Here is an 18952-nt window from a genome sequence, read left to right as displayed (position 1 = left end):
ATATTTTCCCGCACTGCACAAAAATAAAAGCTCTTCCCCTGATTTTAACACGAGAAGAGCATATTGCCTAAGTATTCTATTAGTCAAGAATTTTAATCGTTACCGTACGGACTCCCCAATCATTCGCTGCATCTTTAGTTGGAACATGTACATCAATGCGATTACCACGTATTGCTCCGCCAGTGTCTCCAGCTACCGCTTCACCATAGCCTTCCACCCACACTCTAGTCCCAAGTGGAATGACACTGGAATCTACTGCTATCACTTTTTGATTTGGATTTGATTTCAAATCAATTCCCGTTGATGTTACTCCAGAACACCCATTACAATCGGCGGTGAAAGCACTTGCTGTAACAGTCATCGACTTACCACCACTAGATTCTGAGGATTTGCTTGATAATGTAACAAGCTTTCCACCAGATTTTGTCGATGCCGTTTGCTGCATAGGTTCCTTCGTACCAACTGCAACAACACGGTTTTTACTTTCCTTTATGACTTCTTCCTCAATCAGCTCACGGGAGACTTCTTCACCATTTTCCTTTGTGATTTTATACCTTCTGACCACTTCACCATTCTCTCCCTGAGTGATCACTTGTTCTTTCCCTTTCAGAAGGGTATCATCTTCTTGTTTTTCTGTCTTAAATTCAATATCTTCGGCGATTTCTTTCGTTTCAGATGTAACACGGACAATATTAACCTCTGTATCCTTTGTTACAGCTTTATCTAATGCTGGTTTGATTCGATCTTCTCCATTCAACTCAATGCCATTAGCTTGCAGGAGCTCATCCACGGTTCCACCAGTTGTATATACCTCAAGCTCTTTCCCACCATCATTTACTGCAACGTTGAACGCCTGCTTTACAATAATCTCCAAGCCATCAAATAACGCTTCAGCAGTGGAATGGGAAATTTCGTCATGTTCAGAAAAAGATAAATCATTCTCCTCGAAGAAACTCTGTACTGTTTCTTCTGTTGTATAGTAAGTTTCAGGGTTTCCATCGATGTCAACGGTAACCTGCTTTGCTGTCTTATAATCGATTGTCATTCCATCTTCAATTGGTGTTTCTTGATCATGAGATAACTCATCATAGGCACCAACTGCAATTCCCATTTCTGAAAATAGTTCTCCCACCGTCTTCTTGTGGGTATTTACGATTTGTTCTTCTCCGTTGTCTATGATAGTAACTTCTGCTTTAAAAGCTTCGACTACTATCAAACTCGTAAATAATACGAGAGCTAAGACACCAAATCCAGAAAGAACCATTTTCGTTTTGGATCCTAGCATTAGCTTATGAATTAATTTCATGCTCCTGCCTCCTTGTTCGAATCGATTATAGTAATTGATTGTATGTGAAGTCAAAGCCATTCCGTTTACAATCAAGTTACATTTCTATTACACTTCGATTGGATTTATATTTCAAAGCTACCAACACCTTGAACCACAAGGGTTACAAGTTTTGCGTAATATTCTATCAATTATCGATTAGGCTTAATATAAAGCTTCAAGGAGTTTAGGTTTTTCTGCTAATAAGACAATTATTGCTTATATATTGCAATATTATAGGGAATTCGACATAGTTTTCCCAAATGGTTTTCTCCAATGAGGAAACTTAAGATAATAAGCTGATTTATCTTATTTAATGGCATATTTAGCGACATACATCCATTTTTAATCTCATCAAATAAAAAGAGGGCTCATTAGAGAAAAAGCTCTAGTTCGCCCACTTCGCTTTATGCTTTAATATTAAAAATCTGAAATGCATTTTCCGTTGTCTGCCTTTCCACTTCCTCTAAGGGGATACCTCGCAGTTCGGCAATTTGTTCTGCAACAAGTTTTACATAAGCAGGTTCATTCCGCTTCCCACGCTTTGGATGCGGCGCGAGGTATGGTGCATCGGTTTCAATCAGTAAACGCTCTAACGGAACTTCTTTGGCCACCTCTTTTGGAAGGGGGGCATTTTTGAATGTCACCGGCCCACCGAGAGATATATAAAAATTCATATCGAGAACTCGCTGGACATATTTTACCGAGTCATTGTAACAATGCATAATCCCGCCAACCATATGCGCTTCCTCTTCTTCGAGAATTTGGATAATATCTTCTGTAGCCTCCCGATTATGGATAATAATCGGCATATCCAGTTTCTTTGCAAGCCGGATTTGTTTACGGAATACATTAGCTTGTACATCTTTCGGAGATTTATCCCAGTGGTAGTCCAATCCCATTTCTCCAATGGCGACAACTTTGGGATGCTCGGATAATTCTTCTATCCAGGCCAGTTCTTTATCTGTCATATCAATCGCATCAACGGGATGCCAACCGACTGCAGCATAAATCGTTTCGTACCTTTCTGCAATTTCTATCGCAAGTGGGATTGTTTCGTGGTCAAAACCTACAACAACCATGTATTTAACACCTGTGTCAAACGCACGCTGAATCGTCTCTTCCCTATCTTCTTTAAATTGCCAAGCATTTAAATGTACATGTGTATCAAATAACAACTTCCCTACCTCCTATCTTTAAAAAGAAAACCCTGCTGAACGTAGCAGGGTATATAACAATTATGAAATCAGTGAACCATTTGGTACTCCTAGCGGTGCTTCAATCACCGTCAGCTTGCCATCGGCTTCTGCGGAGAGGATCATTCCTTGACTCACTTCTCCACGCATTTTACGCGGTTTCAGATTAGCAACAATGACCACTTTTTTGCCGACTAATTCTTCCGGGTTTGGATAATGCTCAGCAATCCCAGAAAGAATCTGACGATGTGCTTTATCTCCAGCATCAAGGCGGAATTTAAGTAATTTATCCGCACCTTCCACTTTTGAGCATTCAATAACTTCTGCAACTTTAAGCTCTACCCGATCAAACTGGTCAATTTTAATTTGTTTCTCTTTTGCAGAAATAAGTTCAGTTTCTTCCGGATTCCACTCTTCTTCCTTTGCAGATCCTCCAGCCATTTGAGCACGGATATAATCAGCTTCTTCCTCAGCATCAAGACGCGGGAAGATCGGAGTACCTTTTTTGATGACCGTTGCACCCTCTGGGAAATTGCCGAATTGTGCACGCTCCCAACTTCCTTCCGTTTCTACATCCAGGCCAAGTTGTTCAAAGATTCTCTTTGGTGCATTGGTGAGGAACGGCTGCAGCAGAGTAGCGGAAATTCGTAAGCTTTCAGCAAGATGAATCATGACACTTGCTAACTCGTCTCGCTTGTCCTCTTCTTTCGCAAGTTTCCACGGCTCTGTTTCGTCAATATATTTATTGGCACGTGAGATTAGACGCCATACATGCGACAAGGCACCACTGAACTGCATTTTCTCCATTTCTTCTTGATAATCCTCAATTACATCAGCAGCTGTTTGCTTCAGGTCTTCATCAAACTCCGTTACTACCCCCTGATAATTAGGTACGTGACCATCGAAATACTTATTAATCATAGCTACCGTACGGTTAAGCAAATTACCCAGGTCATTCGCCAAATCATAGTTGACACGTGATACAAAATCTTCCGGCGTAAATACACCATCACTTCCAAAGGCAACTTCACGCATGAGGTAGTAGCGAAGAGCATCGAGTCCATAACGCTCGACAAGCATCTCAGGATAGACAACATTTCCTTTTGATTTGGACATTTTTCCATCCTTCATTAATAACCAGCCGTGACCGAATACTTTCTTCGGTAAAGGTATATCAAGGGCCATAAGCATAATTGGCCAGTATATCGTATGGAAGCGGACAATTTCCTTACCAACCATATGAACATCTGCAGGCCAGTATTTTTTAAACTTACTATCGTCTTCCGTACCATATCCGAGGGCTGTAATATAGTTCGCCAATGCGTCAATCCACACGTACACAACATGCTTAGGATTGCTCGGAACCGGAATACCCCAAGAAAATACCGTACGAGATACAGCCAAATCTTCCAAACCTGGTTTAATAAAATTATTAATCATTTCATTTTTTCTGGATTCCGGCTGAATGAATTCCGGATGTGTTTCATAGTATTCTAATAGTCGATCTGCATATTTACTCATTCTAAAGAAATAGGATTCTTCCTTGATAAGTTCACATGGATGGCCGCTATCCGGAGACTTACCTCCGACTACATTTCCATCCTCATCATATTCAACATCTACCAGCTGAGTTTCTGTGTAGAAGGTTTCATCAGGAATCGAATACCAGCCCTCATATTCATCAAGGTAGATATCACCCTGTTCAAGGAAGCGTTCAAAGATATCCTGCACCACTTTTTTATGCATCGGATCGGTTGTACGAATGAACTTGTCGTTACTAATATCCAACAGCTTCCAAAGCTTCTGCATTCCTTCGGCCATGTCATCAACATATTCTTTAGGAGAAACATTTAATTCCTTTGCCTTCTGTTCAATCTTCTGTCCATGTTCATCACTGCCCGTCAGATAGAACACATCGTATCCGGTCATCCGTTTATACCTAGCCATTACGTCACAAGCAATAGTGGAATAAGCATTACCGATATGTAGTTTCCCACTTGGATAATAAATTGGGGTTGTTATATAAAAGGTATTTTTTGAGTTACCCATAAGTGAACCTCCTCATTCTAGTATCATTAACTTATAAAATCTATTGTATCGATTATATAAGAATTTGCCAAATAATGTTTTAGCAAAACCGATGTATCTTCTTATATTTGACGCTTTAGGGATTTTTCAAATGCATTATAAACATTTCTTCAATAAAAGGGATAAAATGTCGTTAATTGGATATTGTGTCAATTATATAAAGTGTTGATTTAACTGTATTTAATGGCTACATCTGTATTAGATACATTATATATTCAAATATTAAATTATGTTATTATGTCGCTAATTGATTAATTCTTTATTGATAATGACTAAAAATTTATACAGATTCTTAACATTCATTATCCATTTTATATAATAATTTAACAGGCGAATTATCTGACTAGTGTATATTTTTGGAAATAAAATTGACATTATTTTCAGGTGTTGGTATTCTATTGCTTAGAAAGATTTTACTATTAGCTCTTTTGTATCATTTATTTTTATCAGTAGTTGCAGAAAAGAGAGATTAAAAAATCCACTGCAACTTATTTTGGTAAAGATAAAGATAAAAAAAGAAAAGGAAGCGTTTTCTATCAACAGTGAAACGATTCCGACATTTATTGGGGAGGATAAAATATGAAATCTACTGGCATTGTTCGCAAGGTCGATGAGCTTGGAAGGGTGGTCATCCCTATTGAGCTGAGACGTACACTGGACATCCATGAGAAAGATCCAATTGAAATCTACGTGGATGACGACAAAATTATTTTGAAAAAGTATGAATCTCGGATGAGTTGCCAAATTACTGGTGAAGTCTCAGATGATAACTTGCTTTTAGCAGGGGGTAAACTGATTCTAAGTAAGGAAGGCGCAGCAGCATTAGTTAAAGAAATCGAATCCCGTCTTGTTGCTGAATAAATATTAAAGATAAAATAGAATAAACTGGGTGAAATATCCTACCCAGTTTTATTTTTGTGTATCCCTATTCTTCAATATGGTAAGTTTGATAAACCGTCCGCTTTGGAACCCCTCGATCCTTCGCTACCTGTTTAATTGCTTCTTTACTCGAAATCCCTTCTGTTTCGATATAGTGGTCCACATGTTCCTTTACACCAAGATTAGACCACCAGTTATCTTCAGCATCTTCTGCTCCTGCTTCTGCTCCTTCCACAACAATAACAAATTCACCTTTCAGTTCATTTGTCTTAACCCAGGCCAATAAGTCATCCACCGTTCCGCGAATATATTCCTCGAAACGTTTTGTGAGCTCCCGTGCTAATGCTACTTTTCTATTCCCTAGGGTGTCTCGAATATTCTCAAGTGTATCTTTCACACGAAATGGTGATTCATAAAAAAGCAGTGTTGCAGATATTTTTTTTAAATCTGTAAGTGCTTCTATTTTTTCTTTCTTCTTACGTGGTAAAAATCCATAAAAATAAAATTCATTGGTAGACATACCAGAACCTACGAGAGCGGCGAGTGCAGCATTTGCTCCAGGCAAGACAATCACTTTGACATTTCGCTTCAACGCTTCTTCCACTAAACCAGAACCTGGGTCAGAAATAGCCGGCATACCCGCATCACTGACAACAGCAATCTTCGCCCCCTCTTCCGCTTGGCGGATTAGATCTTCTATTTTCCCTAAATTAGAATGCTCGTGATAGCTTGTTAGCGGTGTGTTTATTTCGAAATAATTAAGGAGTTTTTTCGTATTCCTCGTATCCTCTGCCGCTATAACATTTGCTGTTTTCAATGTATTTAACGCACGATATGTAATATCCTCCAAATTGCCGATTGGGGTTGGTACAAGAAATATTGCACCTTCTGCTTCATTATCAAAACTTTTTTGGATCATCATGTCAGCAAGCACTTCTTTCCATTGCTCTCGATTAATTTCTCCTTTTCCGGACGGGAGAGCTGTTTAATTTGATATTCACGCCGCATAGCCTCTTCCTTTGTTGGAAATTCCTCCGTGTAAGCGACTTTAAAAGGACCCCGGCCACGCGTATATTTGGCACCTTTCCCCATTTCATGCATTTTTAATCGATGAGGCAGGTTGTTTGTATAACCTGTATAGAGTGTATCATCCTTACATTTCAATATATATACGAGATGTACTTCATCCATAAATGATACTCCTAGCTTCCTCTGTATACGTCCCGTCATCATTGTAAATGTAGAGCGGGGGGAGGATTTTTATATCGGGTTTCCCATCACGGATTCCCTCGAATAAAAGCATATTCGCTTCTTTACCTCGCTTTGGATAAACAAACTGGATACGTTTAGGCTCCAATTTGTATTTCCGGAATAAATCAATGATATCCACCAGCCTCCCTGGGCGATGAACCATTGCAACTTTACCGCCTGGGCGGACATGCAGCTTGCACGCTTTCACTACATCTTCCAGTGTACAATATACCTCATGACGTGCAATCGTCAAATAATCATTGTCATTATGCTCCGTCGACTTCGGTGAGCGGAAGTACGGGGGATTACAAGTTACAACATCAAACGTACTGTGGCCCAGCACCGGTTGCATTTCCTTCAGGTCACCAAGAAGGACTGAGATTTGATCCTCAAGCTCGTTCACTTCAATACTTCTTTCCGCCATGCTGAAAATACGTTCTTGTATCTCCACACCGGTAATTTTCGCTTGTGTACGTCTTGATAACAACAAAGGAACCACTGCATTCCCCGTACATAGATCAAGTATTGACCCACGCTTGATTGGAATATGTGCAAAATGAGAGAGCAGCACAGCATCCAGTGAAAATGCAAAACTGCTCGGGCTCTGTATTATTTTCATTGATTCATCGGCCAATAAATAGTCGAGCCGTTCATCGTCGTATAGTTTTACCATGATGGTGTCCTTTCTATTCCAATATTAAATTTTACAAAGACTGAGTGACCTTTCAGGAGAGCGCCGTAGTGTACTTCGGATTAAGTCACACATAGTCTTACGAGAATATATGAAGCTTCTGTAGACTATTAATAAACAACCTGTAATTCGGTTGATTTTCCTATACATTGAAGAAAACTGCCCTACTTTAAGAATAGGACAGTTCAAGTTTAAAGCATTATTTTCTCTTTGCAAAGAAATCCAAACAAAAAATACAATCTTCATTCTGTCGTGGACTTCCAAATTCTAAGTTACAGATATGGAATCCTTCATCATAAAGCCTTGCGAGGTTGTCACGTCCTTCTCCCGGGAGATATTCCTTCGTTTCCTCGCCACTCTCTTTCGCTTGTTTTTCTTTTTCCTGATTCGTTTGCTCCAAATGATTGCGCAAATTATGATTTTCAACTTGCAGGCGATGATTTTCTTCAAGGACACTACTTAGTTTTCCCTTCAATTCGCCAAGTCGTTCATACAACTCACCAATTTGCTTTTCCATATCGGCAACTTGGTCAAATATTTCTCTGTTATTCACGCCCACTCACCTCTTTATCACGCATTAACCGGCTGAAACCTTCCATTTTTATAACAAAATTGGAGAATGGAATGCAGCCCGCAAATTCCTGACTCGTTCGACTGACATTCAATGAGGATAGAAGCCGATTAACGTGAGTATCTATTAAAGTAAGTCCATTAGCACGTTCAGCGCCTTAAATAACCCATTGAATGCAGCGTCATCTTATTTTGTGGTCTGCGCTAAGATTCCTTCTTCAATCATTTCATCTAATGTATATTCAATCGTGCGTTCATGTTCTGTTAATTCAATTTGCACGAGTTTTTCCAATATGTTTAGTCCAACGACTTTTCCTTTTCCATGTGGAGTCTTAACGGATTCACCAAAGTCTGGCATCTCCCGTTTAGCTTCTTCATAATGGTCATTTTCATACTTTAAGCAACACATTAATCTTCCACATAATCCTGAGATTTTTGCTGGATTGAGAGAGAGATTTTGATCTTTCGCCATTTTAATGGAGACCGGCTCAAAGTCCCCTAAAAACGTTGAACAACAAAGCATTCTACCGCACGGTCCAATACCACCCAGCATTTTTGCTTCATCGCGTACACCAATTTGGCGTAACTCAATTCTTGTCTTGAACATAGCTGCAAGATCTTTAACAAGATTTCGGAAATCAATCCGACCATCTGCTGTAAAGTAAAAAATAATTTTATTTCTATCAAATGTATATTCAACATCGACTAGATTCATTTCCAAGTCATGTTCTTTCACCTTTACGGAACAAGCTTCCAATGCTTCTTTTGCTTGTCGCTTATTCTCAACGACAGTTCGTTTATCTTCTTCCGTCGCTACACGGATAACCTTCTTCAAAGGAAGTACAACATCTTCTTCATCGACCTTCTTACTGGCAATGACAACTTTCCCGAACTCAATACCACGAATTGTTTCTACGATCACATAACTATCAAGTGTGATATCTTCTTCCCCCGGGTCAAAATAATATATTTTACCCGCTTTTTTAAAGCGGACACCTATAACTTCTATCATTCTAATTTTTTCACCTCTTCATTTGCAGTACAAGCTGCTCCATTACTAATGTAGGCTGTACATTTTGCGAGAGTTTCCGTTTGGCCTGGATAATTAAATCGAGTAGTTTCGATAAATGGTTTTGCGAAAATCTCATCGAGGTCTTCTCTAGTAATGTATCATTTGGTTTGAAAACGGTCATCTTCCCCTCATTACCAATATGGTAGTAAAGAACATCACGTAAAGATAGGAGCAGCAGATCAAGCCCCCGTTCGTGATCTTTTCTCTCTTTAAAATGCGTAAGCCACTTACTATGGAGATAGAGATAGATATTCTCAGGCCTTGTGGTTAGCATTTCTATTAATTGTAACACTAGCGTTCTCGCTTCCACAAACCATTCGTCTTCAGAGAGCTGGAACGCATCATCTAAATTATTCGTAAGCGCACTCATCAGGAGTGCATCCTGTTCTTTCATCCCTTCACTGATCAACTGCTTTTGGAACTGGAGGGGATTAAGTGGTTTTAAGTCTATCACCTGACAACGAGAGCGAATCGTTGGAAGAATCGACCCACTATTTTCAGTGAGCATCATCGCAGTCGTCTGTTTACTTGGTTCCTCTAAAAATTTAAGGAGGCTGTTTGCCGCGTTTACCGTCATCCTATCAGCATGTTTAATAACATAAACCTTCTGATTGGACTCCATACCTGAAAACGCGAATTCCTTTTGCAGGTGCCTCACTTGCTCTTTTGATATAGATAAACCCTCTGGCTCGATCCAATGGACGTCCGGATGGTTGCCAGATAGGATACGTTTGCAATTATTACATGTGTTGCACGGTTCTATTCCTTGCTTGTTTTCACAAAAAAGACTCATTGCCATTACAAGGGCGATCCGTTCTTTTCCCGTGCCTCGTTCACCTTGCAGGAGGTACGCATGAGAAATTCGGCCTTTTTCCAAACTGTTGGTGAGAATAGTCGTTGCAAGTGGCTGTATTTCTGCAATTTTAGACCAAGTGTTCATGAGTATCCGTCCCTTTTCGTCCAACACTAACGCTCAGGCAGCCATGAAACTTATTTGAAAAGACCTGGAAGTTCGACGCGAGAAACACGCCAAACTTCCCGTCATTCACAGTCCATCTGCTGCTAAATGAGCGTGTGCAATTTGTTGTTACGTATATATGTTAATCAGCAGACCTTTGATTTCACCGATGTGACCAAGTATGTCCACTGTCTTCTTTTCCTGATTCATAACATCTTCCGTTAATTCCAATAACTTCTCGTCGATTTTCTTTAAAATCGTAAGTTTACGGCTACTTCCATCAAAACCGATGGAATGGCCTTGTTTTAATTGATAACTGTTTGATACAGTTTCTTCTAAAAAACCTTTAATCAATCGTTTGAACTTTGTAAGCTCACGTAATGTGCGATAATGTGCAAGTTTTTCACCTTGACTTGCAATATTTTTAACCAATTCTTCAAGCTCTTGTTGTTTTACCTTTAGAGACTCAGACTGTACGAGTTTTTGGAAGGATTGGGTTTCAGCTGGTGCAGTTCTTGTTACCTTAACTTCTGTCTGAGATTTAAATTCTTGGCTGATTTTCATTCATGCTCCGCTCCTTCCAAGTTCACTTTTTCCTTTTTAAAACTGGACAAATTGTTCAATTGGCAGAATAAATACAGTTGCACCGCCAACTTCTACTTTAACTGGCTTCGGAATATAAGAGTCTGCACTGCCACCCATTGGCGAAATCGGTGCAACCATCTGTTCACGCTGCGAACAGTTATCTCTAATTACCTTTAGAGCTAAGTCTACTTGGTCATCGTTACAACCAATCATCAAGGTTGTATTTCCTTCTTTTAGAAATCCACCAGTAGATGCAAGTTTTGTTGTTTTGAAATCCTCATCACCTAGTGCATTAACAAGTCTGTTGGAATCCTTATCCTGAATAACCGCCATAATTAATTTCATTTGCCAGCTCCCCCTTGTTTTTTAAAGTAAGCTAAAATACAATCCAATGCACTTTTTTCCACAGCTGCAAGAGCTTGGTCGGCATTGATTTTTTGAATTCGGTTTGGAAATCGATCATGAAGAATGTTATAGCCTTCATAAACTCTCTGATGAAAGTCCAGTCTCTCCAAATCTAACCGGTTTCTTTCTCTATCTTTATTCGCCGCAATTCGCTCTAATCCCTTTTTTGGATCAATATCAAATAAAAGAGTTAAGTTTGGCATGATATCTTTGATGGCAAATTGATTGATTTCATAAACCTCTTCGATTCCAAGACCCCGTGCATGCCCTTGGTAAGCAAGGCTAGAGTCAATAAAACGATCGCAAAGAACGATTTTTCCTTGCTGTAATGCTGGGAGAACTTTTTCCACAAGATGTTGTCTGCGGGCTGCAGCATAAAGGAGTGCTTCCGTACGCTCCTCCATTTTCGTATTGACCGGGTCAAGAATGATGTTCCGGATTTGCTCAGCAATATCAATGCCACCTGGTTCTCTCGTTGTAAGGACCTCGTAACCCATTTCTGTCAAAGTATTGGTTAATGCTTGAAGTACGGATGTCTTTCCCGCACCCTCCACACCTTCAAATGTAATAAAATATCCACTCACGTCTGCTTCTCCTTCAGGTTGCTCATAAATATACGTATGCCTTCTTCCCGTTGCTGGATTCTCACCCCTTGCTCGATAAGCTGGTTGATTGCTGTATAGTGCTCCAGTGTAACGATTTCTCCTTTTGAAATTAGAGGAATCCCCGGTGGATACGGAATCACCGGCTCTGCTGCAATTTCACCTATTGCTTTTTCAAAAGGGATAAGCTTTTGTTTCAATCCTTCCATTTCCCGGTAAGTTAAGGCTAATTCTTGAATCGTACTGGTAAAATAGTTTACCACTTCTATTGTAGCATGATTTCCATTGTTTTTTAATGCTTCCATCACGTATTTCAGGACTTTTTTCAGACGTGCCCATTCACTGAAAGGGCCTAAACCAAAAATAAAAAGTATTTGCCTGTCTGTAGTCAGTTCCGGATAAATTCCTTGTTCCTCAAACAACCTCGCAGCCTCTTTTGCAGTATACCCATCTTTAAGCTGAATCGTTAATTTTAACGGATCGTCAGATGGAATGATGTCCCAGTGACTGACTGCCTCCCGAAATAATGCTTTTATTTTGTCGATGTCTTCTAAGATTTGTTGGATCCTCTCCTGATTCAGCATGGCGAGATAATATCTTGCAATATCTAAAGAAGCCATTAATGGATATGACGGGCTGCTCGATTGCAGCATCTGCAATCGATATGCCAGACTTTCCTTTGTGATCAGCTTCGATTTTATATGTAGATAAGAAGCCATCGTCATTGCCGGAGCCGTCTTATGAGCCGAATGGACGACGACATCCGCGCCAAGCTCGAGGGCAGACTTTGGAAATGGTTCCCCTAAAGCGAAATGCACTCCATGGGCCTCATCTACAAGAACGGGAATATTCCGGTCATGAGCGAGCTCAATCATCGTTTTGATATCATAAGTACGACCAAAATAGTCGGGATAAGTAAGGATGACAGCTTTAGCATCCGGATGTTCATCTAGTGCTTTTTCAAGTGTATTAATCGCTGGACTGGTGAATCTCTCCACTTTGGCATCATACTCCGGTGCAAGAAAGACCGGTCTCACACCAGCAAGTTCCAGCCCATTCAAAATCGACTTATGACTATTTCGCTGAACAATCACTTTATCATTTTGCTTACACGCAGCAAGAATCATCGCTAAATTTCCTACCGTGCTGCCATTGATAAGGAAGAAGGTATGATCAGATTGGAAAAACGCACTCGCCAATTTTTCTGCTTCAGCAATTGCTCCATGGGGAGCGTGAAGGTCGTCTAAGCCCGGTAGTTCGGTCATATCCAGTTTTAAAATATGTTCATAATATGACTTCGCCTGCTCCGGAAAGATAACCCCACTTTTATGGCCAGGAACGTGAAATGATATGGATTTGGTAGTGGAAAATTCTTCTAGCATTTGTAAAATCGGGATGTTTTTCTGGTTCATTGGAGACTCCTCCGTGATTTTTGGTTATATTCTTTAGTTTATCATAGAGTGAGCAGGGCTGGGGGTGCGAGGAACTGGCTTGATACAGCGGATATTTGTGAATTTGAGCATTATTATCTTGGACTTGAGCATCTTTACTGCCAACTTGAGCATTTTTAATGGGTATTTGAGCATTTATCTGGTAGATTTGAGCATTTACCTATACATCTAATAGATGATAAGGTTCGAGCTTATATTCTAGTCCGCTTTTTATCCCATAGCTTTCTAACTTCTCCTTTTGTAATAATTGCTTAACAATATGTCTAGACTCCAACTGCAAAAACTCCCTCGCTTCTCGATTTTTTATATATTCATTAACTAATAGTCCGTATTCCGCCAATGCACGTCTATGAGCTTTTTTCGAGGCTGCTCTACAATAATAACAAAGCCATTTTCCTCCTTTACGTATCATTGGTGCTTGCAAGCATTCTGGACAGATAACTCCTTTTATTAATTCCCCATAAGAAATTTTGTATTTGGCCAGAAGATCTTCTTTTTTCTCGGAGTGTGCAGCAAGTAACCGATTGGAAATCTCCATCAATTGGTCTCCTGATAGTCTTGCTACCGGGTACATCTTTTCAAATTCCTCAATTTTATCAAGCAGCTTATCCTTATGCATAACCATTTTGGGCAATTCATTATTATTGGTATGATTTTTAAGGATGGTATTCGAGTTACTATAGACTACAATTTTTTCAATTGGAAGGGAGGGGAAATCGTACTGCCTTAGCCAGCGGAGTAGTCGGAGGTGTTGCAGTTTCACTTGAAATACCGGATTGGTAAATGCTTGTTCTTTATCAACTTCTTTTCGTATTACCTGTCCCATTTCATCAAATATGACATGGTCACGAATATTTTTTACTTCTATGATCAGTAAGTATTGTGCAGACAATAGTAGAATATCAATTTGGAAATAACTCTGATTATCCTTGATGCGTAGATATTGGAAGATAAGATATTTTTCTGGAGGAAGGAAGTTCAGCATATACTGAAGGTCTTGTTCTCCGTTATATCCGGCGCGTATGTTTCTTGCTCTTGAATCAATGATTTCTTTTTGAGGATGATTTTGAGGAACCCTTTCGTTTAAAGCTTCATGCTGCAGCAATTCGATCGGAGGTTTAAGAGGTTTAATAATCAACGATACACTACCTTTCATATGTATTTTCTCGTTGCTTTATATTCGGCAAAAGGGAGAAAAATCCTGCATGAAGGGCGAGTTTAATTTCTACGACAATAACCTACATTACAAAAACAAATAAAAAAGCCTTTGCTTTATACAAAGACTCTAGGAAAATAGTTGCTGTTGATTTACACTTTTTAATTTCTGTACATAGTAGCGGTATTTTTCTTCACGTGGTTCAGTATGGATGATATTATACTCACACTCTTGGCAAATAAACATTGTATAAAGATGAATACCATGTTGCTTTTCTTCTTCACATATACCACAAGTTTTAAGCGTCTTTGCTTCCATTTCCCCACCTCCATGAAAGTAGTATCTCCTAATCTTATGATTTCTATTCATGGAATGTGAATATTACTATTTTCATAATAAAAAAATGGACCGTATACGTAGGGTCCAATTTTTGATCTCATGTTGAAACGGATATATACCCTGACATTCTGGCCCATTTTTATAATATGAAAATATGGATTGCGACCAAGGATGCCACTCCGAAAAGGCCCAATATCCCGGAAACAAGTGCAGTGAAGAGGTTAATCGGGACATGAATACCAAAATTGGCTCCGAAAACGTTGACGAAAAATAATAATAATACCCCGATTACTAGTTTCACAGACCCTTGTCCGAGCAGTTTCATTGGTTTCACCGGTGCTCCAACGGTAAGCAACAAAATAATAATGGAAATCATTATGATAATTACCATGGTTGAGCTCATTCTTTAACAATCCTCCTACAACTCAAGTCTAACGAGAACAAGATTCGAACTCCATGTCCCACTTAGTCTATGTATATGTATTTACATATAAAAAAAGACTAAGGTTCAACTTAGTCTTTTAAATATCCAATGCATTAACATTTCGGCGTCGCGCTTCCCGGAGCAAATATAAATATTTGGCCTCAGCAAGTTTCTCGGCAGCTCTGCTTTCAAGGGTGCGTTCAATACTCCTTGAGCCTAATTCGCGAATTTGTTTCCACTCTTTTTCTACTACAAATATCGCATGCAGCAGCTCCGCATCCACCTGTTTTTTATTCAATTTCCTTGCCATGTTCTTCACCCGAATTCTATAATTCTCTTCTTCCCTCTAACGCTCTTGATAGTGTCACTTCATCCGCATATTCTAAGTCACCGCCAACCGGTAGTCCGTGGGCGATTCTAGTTGTGCGGATACCAGATGGTTTCACAAGTCGAGAAATATACATCGCTGTTGCTTCCCCTTCAATATTGGCATTGGTCGCAAGGATGATTTCTTTTACTTCTTCATCCTTCAGGCGATTAAGTAAATCAGGGACATTGATATCTTCTGGGCCAATTCCATCCATCGGTGAAATCGCACCATGAAGAACATGGTATTTACCATTAAATTCTTTCATTTTTTCCATAGCGATAACGTCTTTCGGATCCTCGACTACACAAATAATCGATTCATCCCGATGCGGATCGGAACAAACTGCACAAACTTCCTTATCCGTAATGTGGCCACAGATCGAGCAATGAGTAAGCTCTCTCTTCGCATTGACCAACGCGTTTGCAAAGTTCAAGACATCATCGTCCTTCATATTCAAAACGTAAAAGGCCAGACGAACAGCGGTTTTGGGACCGATTCCTGGCAATTTCATAAAGCTATCAATAAGCTTTGAAATCGGTTCTGGGTAATACATGAACTTTTCCTCCTAAACAATAAGGGAAAAAAGCACCTGCTAAAAACAGGTACTTTTTCAATCCATTAGAATGTGTTTAAAACATTCCTGGCATATTTAAGCCTTTAGTAAATTGTCCCATCGTTTCATTTGATTTTTCGTCAACCTGATTTAAAACATCGTTTGTTGCAGCAATGATCAAATCTTGCAGCATTTCGATATCATCTGGATCGACAACTTCTTCTTTAATCTGAACGTCTGTGATCTCTTTTTTACCGTTGGCAATCACAGTTACCATACCGCCACCAGCAGAAGCTTCAAATGTCATCTCATGAAGTTCTTCTTGTGCCTTCATCATTTTCTTTTGCATTTTTTGCATTTGTTTCATCATATTGTTCATATTTCCTCTCATGGAAATACCTCCCTCAAATTTGAAATGGTTATTTTAATAAGAGCACTTACTCTTGAATTTCCAATAGGTCATCGCCCACGAGCTTCCTTGCCTCTTCAATGAGCGGATCACTCTTTTTTTCTTTTTCGTCTTCCTTCTCAACTGGCTTATCCTGAGAATCGATGAACGATTGTCTCAAATCCAGCCAATTCGCATCTGGAAGTGGGATAATTCGCAATTGCTTACCTAAAACACTTGCGAGTACGGATTCAACAAGCTCCCGATTATCTAAGAAAAGGGAACAATGAATTTCATATTTAAACGCAACGACAAGAGACTCTGGAGATGCAGCGACCGGTTTACTATCCTGAATCGTCGCATGTGCAGGGGCATTCGTGCTTTTGAGCCGTTCTAAGAAGCTCGCCCAGTTGCCCTGAACATTTCTTAATTCCTGTTTTTCTGCTTCTCTCAGCACACCATATATCTGTTCAGTCGGAACTTTGAAACTGCTCTTTGCGCCACGGGATTGTGGACGTCTTTGTTCCCGTTGTGGTGTTGGTTGACTAGCTGCGGCTGGTGCCTGTTCCTTGAAGCGGGTAAGCTCTTTCTCCAATTGAGCCAACTTATCGGTTAAACGCATAACCTCGTCACTTGCTACTGCATTCTGACTACCAGCATTGTTAGGGCCATTTGTAATCGTAAGTATAGCAATTTCAATATATACTTTCGGACTGTTACTCCATTTGATTTCCTGTTGGCATATGTTCAGACGGGTGATTGCTTCCTGAATCCAATTGACTGTAACCTCTTCTGCCAGCCCGCGAAAAGCATCGTCTACCCGTGCACGTTCAAGCATTCCTTCTAAAGTTGGATTACTCTTAAATAGTAATAGGTCACGCAAGTAATAGATAAGGTCATATACAAAGCGCCCGGGGTCTTTTCCTTCTTGAATGATCGTATCCAACAGCTTGATCGCATGCTGGACATCACGGTCAAACATCGCCTTTGTGATTTCGGTTAAAATTCCTTGAGATACACCGCCTGTTACGGCAAGCACATCTTCTAACGTCACCTCATCACTGCTGTATGAAATGGCCTGATCCAAGATACTTAAAGCATCACGCATTCCACCTTCTGCCGTCCGCGCGATTGCATCCAGCGCTTCCTCCGTAACCTTCTGTCCATCTGTCTGAACGATTGTTTTCATACGTCCTACAATGGCTTCATTGGATATCGGCTTAAAGTCAAATCGCTGACACCGGGAAATGATTGTCAGTGGAATTTTATGTGGTTCTGTCGTAGCTAAAATAAACACGACATGTTTTGGTGGCTCCTCTAATGTTTTTAACAAGGCGTTAAACGCATTAACAGAGATCATGTGGACCTCATCGATAATATAGACTTTATAAGGAACAACGCTCGGTGCATATTTTACTTTATCACGGATTTCACGAATATCATCGACACTCGTGTTCGAAGCTGCGTCAATCTCAATAATATCCGAAATGGAACCATCCTGGATTCCTAGGCAGGCAGCACATTCATTACATGGCTCTTCCACCGGATTTCTTTCACAGTTGATGGTTTTTGCAAAGATCTTCGCCGCACTCGTTTTCCCTGTTCCACGTGGACCAGTGAATAAATAAGCATGCGAAAATTTCTCATGCAAAATCGCATTCTTCAATGTCCTTGTAATATGTTGTTGTCCAACGACGTCCTCGAAGGTTCTTGGACGCCAAACACGATATAAAGCTTGATAGCTCATGATATAGATTCTCCTCTACAGTCTATTTCTAATTATACCCGATATGAGGGGTGAATGTGAACCGATGAAGGTAAACATTTGCGAAAATGTAATTTGGAAATATTGTTACAGACTATTTATTTACCGCTGCGTTTGATGTAGACTGAACTTATAGAAATAATTGAAAAATATGGGATTTTAAGTGCTGGGATTTTTTTTGGGTTACATCTTGGAAAACATTTACTTATAGGAGGGTTTAACATGGCTAAAGGATTAAAAATCATGTTTTACTGGTCATTTGTTTTCCCTATTTTAGTTACCTTTTTCAGAATCTCCTTCGACGTATTGTTAGGTAACGAAATCGTATGGATGTCACATATCGCCTTTTTCTTAGCAACTATTTTTGCCGGGTTGATATTTGGCGGGCCATTAAATTTCCTTATTTTTAAGTATTACGCTAAAAAAAGAGTAAGTTAGGAGGATAACGGTGGAAGTGATATTTATGTTTGCAGCGGCAATTGTTGTGGTCTTCGTTGCTGTGATTGGAATCATTGGCGGTTTATCACAAAGATTTACAAAACCCACAGCCGAACTAAAAGAGCGAGTCACCTTATTAGAGACAAGATTACAGGAGTTGGAGGAAAAAATAAACGATAATAACCAACTATAATTATATTTACGGAAGAATTATTAATGCACTTCGATTATGTAAGCGATTAAGAGGTGGGAATCATGTATTCTTTATTAACAATAAATCAATTTCAAATAGGTGACTTCATCGTACAATTATTATTCATTTTTATCCTGTTGACATTGATTGTGAGCATCGTTTCTATTATAAGAAAATCGAGAAGGAACAACGAGAGATTGAAGCGTATAGAAGAAAAAGTAGAAGAGTTATTATCAAAAAAAGATACATAAGTG

The 18952-nt window shown here is 39.6% G+C and carries 23 protein-coding genes and 1 pseudogene; 4 read left to right on the top strand and 20 right to left on the bottom strand.

Annotated elements, in window-relative coordinates; all coding sequences use genetic code 11:
- Nucleotides 1-79 precede the first annotated feature (79 nt).
- From ACFSBH_RS03050 to metG, 3 genes are all read right to left on the bottom strand, one after another.
- Complete coding sequence (locus ACFSBH_RS03050; RefSeq protein WP_379595990.1) at nt 80-1306, bottom strand: ubiquitin-like domain-containing protein; 1227 nt, start codon at nt 1304-1306, stop codon at nt 80-82.
- A gap of 425 nt (nt 1307-1731) precedes the next feature.
- Nucleotides 1732-2502 carry a TatD family hydrolase gene (locus ACFSBH_RS03045; protein WP_251512823.1) on the bottom strand — a complete coding sequence of 257 codons (771 nt, stop codon included), beginning with the start codon at nt 2500-2502 and terminating at the stop codon, nt 1732-1734.
- 60 nt (nt 2503-2562) lie between these two features.
- Nucleotides 2563-4569, bottom strand: coding sequence for a methionine--tRNA ligase (gene metG, locus ACFSBH_RS03040; protein WP_251512825.1), 2007 nt, complete (start codon nt 4567-4569; stop codon nt 2563-2565).
- 618 nt (nt 4570-5187) lie between these two features.
- Here metG and ACFSBH_RS03035 point away from each other — a divergent pair.
- On the top strand, nt 5188-5469 hold the full coding sequence (locus ACFSBH_RS03035) for an AbrB/MazE/SpoVT family DNA-binding domain-containing protein (RefSeq protein ID WP_251512827.1): 282 nt from the start codon (nt 5188-5190) through the stop codon (nt 5467-5469).
- 64 nt (nt 5470-5533) lie between these two features.
- Here ACFSBH_RS03035 and rsmI read toward each other — a convergent pair whose 3' ends face one another.
- The 17 genes and pseudogenes from rsmI to dnaX form a co-directional block, all read right to left on the bottom strand.
- Entirely contained in the window at nt 5534-6409 is an 876-nt protein-coding gene (gene rsmI / locus ACFSBH_RS03030; protein ID WP_251512829.1) for a 16S rRNA (cytidine(1402)-2'-O)-methyltransferase, read from the bottom strand.
- Entirely contained in the window at nt 6406-6678 is a 273-nt protein-coding gene (locus tag ACFSBH_RS03025; protein ID WP_379595986.1) for a GIY-YIG nuclease family protein, read from the bottom strand. The genes rsmI and ACFSBH_RS03025 overlap by 4 nt, the downstream gene beginning before the upstream one ends.
- Nucleotides 6671-7411 (bottom strand): tRNA1(Val) (adenine(37)-N6)-methyltransferase, encoded by a 741-nt coding sequence (locus ACFSBH_RS03020; protein WP_251512833.1) that lies wholly within the window; start codon nt 7409-7411, stop codon nt 6671-6673. The genes ACFSBH_RS03025 and ACFSBH_RS03020 overlap by 8 nt, the downstream gene beginning before the upstream one ends.
- A gap of 217 nt (nt 7412-7628) precedes the next feature.
- Nucleotides 7629-7982, bottom strand: a complete 354-nt coding sequence (gene yabA / locus ACFSBH_RS03015) for a DNA replication initiation control protein YabA (protein ID WP_251512835.1) — start codon at nt 7980-7982, stop codon at nt 7629-7631.
- Nucleotides 7983-8186: 204 nt separating this feature from the next.
- Complete coding sequence (locus tag ACFSBH_RS03010; protein WP_251512837.1) at nt 8187-9011, bottom strand: PSP1 domain-containing protein; 825 nt, start codon at nt 9009-9011, stop codon at nt 8187-8189.
- A gap of 10 nt (nt 9012-9021) precedes the next feature.
- Complete coding sequence (gene holB / locus ACFSBH_RS03005; protein ID WP_379595983.1) at nt 9022-10011, bottom strand: DNA polymerase III subunit delta'; 990 nt, start codon at nt 10009-10011, stop codon at nt 9022-9024.
- Nucleotides 10012-10158: 147 nt separating this feature from the next.
- Nucleotides 10159-10593, bottom strand: a complete 435-nt coding sequence (locus tag ACFSBH_RS03000; RefSeq protein ID WP_251512841.1) for a YaaR family protein — start codon at nt 10591-10593, stop codon at nt 10159-10161.
- Nucleotides 10594-10629: 36 nt separating this feature from the next.
- Entirely contained in the window at nt 10630-10959 is a 330-nt protein-coding gene (locus ACFSBH_RS02995) for a cyclic-di-AMP receptor (RefSeq protein WP_251512843.1), read from the bottom strand.
- A pseudogene (gene tmk, locus ACFSBH_RS02990) lies at nt 10928-11603 on the bottom strand (dTMP kinase). The gene ACFSBH_RS02995 and the pseudogene tmk overlap by 32 nt, the downstream one beginning before the upstream one ends.
- Nucleotides 11600-13033: an aminotransferase class I/II-fold pyridoxal phosphate-dependent enzyme gene (locus tag ACFSBH_RS02985; RefSeq protein ID WP_251512848.1), complete on the bottom strand. Its 1434-nt coding sequence runs from the start codon at nt 13031-13033 to the stop codon at nt 11600-11602. Before ACFSBH_RS02985 ends, tmk begins: the two are co-directional and overlap by 4 nt.
- Before the next feature lie 199 nt (nt 13034-13232).
- Nucleotides 13233-14228, bottom strand: coding sequence for a nuclease-related domain-containing protein (locus ACFSBH_RS02980; RefSeq protein WP_251512851.1), 996 nt, complete (start codon nt 14226-14228; stop codon nt 13233-13235).
- Nucleotides 14229-14357: 129 nt separating this feature from the next.
- Nucleotides 14358-14546 (bottom strand): sigma factor G inhibitor Gin, encoded by a 189-nt coding sequence (locus ACFSBH_RS02975; protein WP_251512853.1) that lies wholly within the window; start codon nt 14544-14546, stop codon nt 14358-14360.
- Nucleotides 14547-14706: 160 nt separating this feature from the next.
- The gene (locus ACFSBH_RS02970) at nt 14707-14970 is read right to left on the bottom strand and encodes a pro-sigmaK processing inhibitor BofA family protein (protein ID WP_251512855.1); all 264 of its coding nucleotides are present in this window, start codon (nt 14968-14970) and stop codon (nt 14707-14709) included.
- 118 nt (nt 14971-15088) lie between these two features.
- Nucleotides 15089-15301 (bottom strand): YaaL family protein, encoded by a 213-nt coding sequence (locus ACFSBH_RS02965; RefSeq protein WP_251512857.1) that lies wholly within the window; start codon nt 15299-15301, stop codon nt 15089-15091.
- Nucleotides 15302-15317: 16 nt separating this feature from the next.
- Complete coding sequence (gene recR, locus ACFSBH_RS02960; protein WP_251512858.1) at nt 15318-15914, bottom strand: recombination mediator RecR; 597 nt, start codon at nt 15912-15914, stop codon at nt 15318-15320.
- Nucleotides 15915-15990: 76 nt separating this feature from the next.
- A complete protein-coding gene (locus ACFSBH_RS02955) occupies nt 15991-16305 on the bottom strand; it encodes a YbaB/EbfC family nucleoid-associated protein (RefSeq protein ID WP_251512859.1) in 315 nt (104 codons plus the stop codon).
- Between the two features lie 46 nt (nt 16306-16351).
- Complete coding sequence (dnaX, locus tag ACFSBH_RS02950; protein WP_251512860.1) at nt 16352-18049, bottom strand: DNA polymerase III subunit gamma/tau; 1698 nt, start codon at nt 18047-18049, stop codon at nt 16352-16354.
- A gap of 240 nt (nt 18050-18289) precedes the next feature.
- Between dnaX and ACFSBH_RS02945 the strand changes: the two genes are divergently transcribed.
- The 3 genes from ACFSBH_RS02945 (at nt 18290) to ACFSBH_RS02935 (ending at nt 18949) form a co-directional block, all read left to right on the top strand.
- A complete protein-coding gene (locus ACFSBH_RS02945; RefSeq protein ID WP_251512861.1) occupies nt 18290-18505 on the top strand; it encodes a hypothetical protein in 216 nt (71 codons plus the stop codon).
- A 10-nt stretch (nt 18506-18515) separates the two neighbouring features.
- Entirely contained in the window at nt 18516-18698 is a 183-nt protein-coding gene (locus ACFSBH_RS02940; protein WP_251512862.1) for a hypothetical protein, read from the top strand.
- A gap of 62 nt (nt 18699-18760) precedes the next feature.
- A complete protein-coding gene (locus ACFSBH_RS02935) occupies nt 18761-18949 on the top strand; it encodes a hypothetical protein (protein WP_251512863.1) in 189 nt (62 codons plus the stop codon).
- Nucleotides 18950-18952 lie beyond the last annotated feature (3 nt).

It is taken from the genome of Oceanobacillus luteolus (assembly GCF_042678205.1).
GTDB lineage: Bacteria > Bacillota > Bacilli > Bacillales > Amphibacillaceae > Oceanobacillus > Oceanobacillus luteolus.
Note: the sequence above shows the minus strand (reverse complement) of the source record. Positions and strands in the feature narration are given on the sequence as shown.

Excerpts from the sequence above, each read along its gene's own strand:
- ACFSBH_RS02970 (WP_251512855.1), bottom strand. The coding sequence starts at position 14,970 with ATGAGCTCAACCATGGTAATTATCATAATGATTTCCATTATTATTTTG.
- ACFSBH_RS03000 (WP_251512841.1), bottom strand. The coding sequence starts at position 10,593 with ATGAAAATCAGCCAAGAATTTAAATCTCAGACAGAAGTTAAGGTAACA.
- rsmI (WP_251512829.1), bottom strand. The coding sequence starts at position 6,409 with ATGATGATCCAAAAAAGTTTTGATAATGAAGCAGAAGGTGCAATATTT.
- ACFSBH_RS02955 (WP_251512859.1), bottom strand. The coding sequence starts at position 16,305 with ATGAGAGGAAATATGAACAATATGATGAAACAAATGCAAAAAATGCAA.
- ACFSBH_RS02935 (WP_251512863.1), top strand. The coding sequence starts at position 18,761 with ATGTATTCTTTATTAACAATAAATCAATTTCAAATAGGTGACTTCATC.
- ACFSBH_RS02975 (WP_251512853.1), bottom strand. The coding sequence starts at position 14,546 with ATGGAAGCAAAGACGCTTAAAACTTGTGGTATATGTGAAGAAGAAAAG.
- dnaX (WP_251512860.1), bottom strand. The coding sequence starts at position 18,049 with ATGAGCTATCAAGCTTTATATCGTGTTTGGCGTCCAAGAACCTTCGAG.
- ACFSBH_RS02995 (WP_251512843.1), bottom strand. The coding sequence starts at position 10,959 with ATGAAATTAATTATGGCGGTTATTCAGGATAAGGATTCCAACAGACTT.
- ACFSBH_RS03010 (WP_251512837.1), bottom strand. The coding sequence starts at position 9,011 with ATGATAGAAGTTATAGGTGTCCGCTTTAAAAAAGCGGGTAAAATATAT.
- ACFSBH_RS03020 (WP_251512833.1), bottom strand. The coding sequence starts at position 7,411 with ATGGTAAAACTATACGACGATGAACGGCTCGACTATTTATTGGCCGAT.
- ACFSBH_RS02985 (WP_251512848.1), bottom strand. The coding sequence starts at position 13,033 with ATGAACCAGAAAAACATCCCGATTTTACAAATGCTAGAAGAATTTTCC.
- ACFSBH_RS03050 (WP_379595990.1), bottom strand. The coding sequence starts at position 1,306 with ATGAAATTAATTCATAAGCTAATGCTAGGATCCAAAACGAAAATGGTT.
- metG (WP_251512825.1), bottom strand. The coding sequence starts at position 4,569 with ATGGGTAACTCAAAAAATACCTTTTATATAACAACCCCAATTTATTAT.
- ACFSBH_RS02980 (WP_251512851.1), bottom strand. The coding sequence starts at position 14,228 with ATGAAAGGTAGTGTATCGTTGATTATTAAACCTCTTAAACCTCCGATC.
- ACFSBH_RS02965 (WP_251512857.1), bottom strand. The coding sequence starts at position 15,301 with ATGGCAAGGAAATTGAATAAAAAACAGGTGGATGCGGAGCTGCTGCAT.
- ACFSBH_RS02945 (WP_251512861.1), top strand. The coding sequence starts at position 18,290 with ATGGCTAAAGGATTAAAAATCATGTTTTACTGGTCATTTGTTTTCCCT.
- recR (WP_251512858.1), bottom strand. The coding sequence starts at position 15,914 with ATGTATTACCCAGAACCGATTTCAAAGCTTATTGATAGCTTTATGAAA.
- ACFSBH_RS03025 (WP_379595986.1), bottom strand. The coding sequence starts at position 6,678 with ATGGATGAAGTACATCTCGTATATATATTGAAATGTAAGGATGATACA.
- holB (WP_379595983.1), bottom strand. The coding sequence starts at position 10,011 with ATGAACACTTGGTCTAAAATTGCAGAAATACAGCCACTTGCAACGACT.
- ACFSBH_RS03035 (WP_251512827.1), top strand. The coding sequence starts at position 5,188 with ATGAAATCTACTGGCATTGTTCGCAAGGTCGATGAGCTTGGAAGGGTG.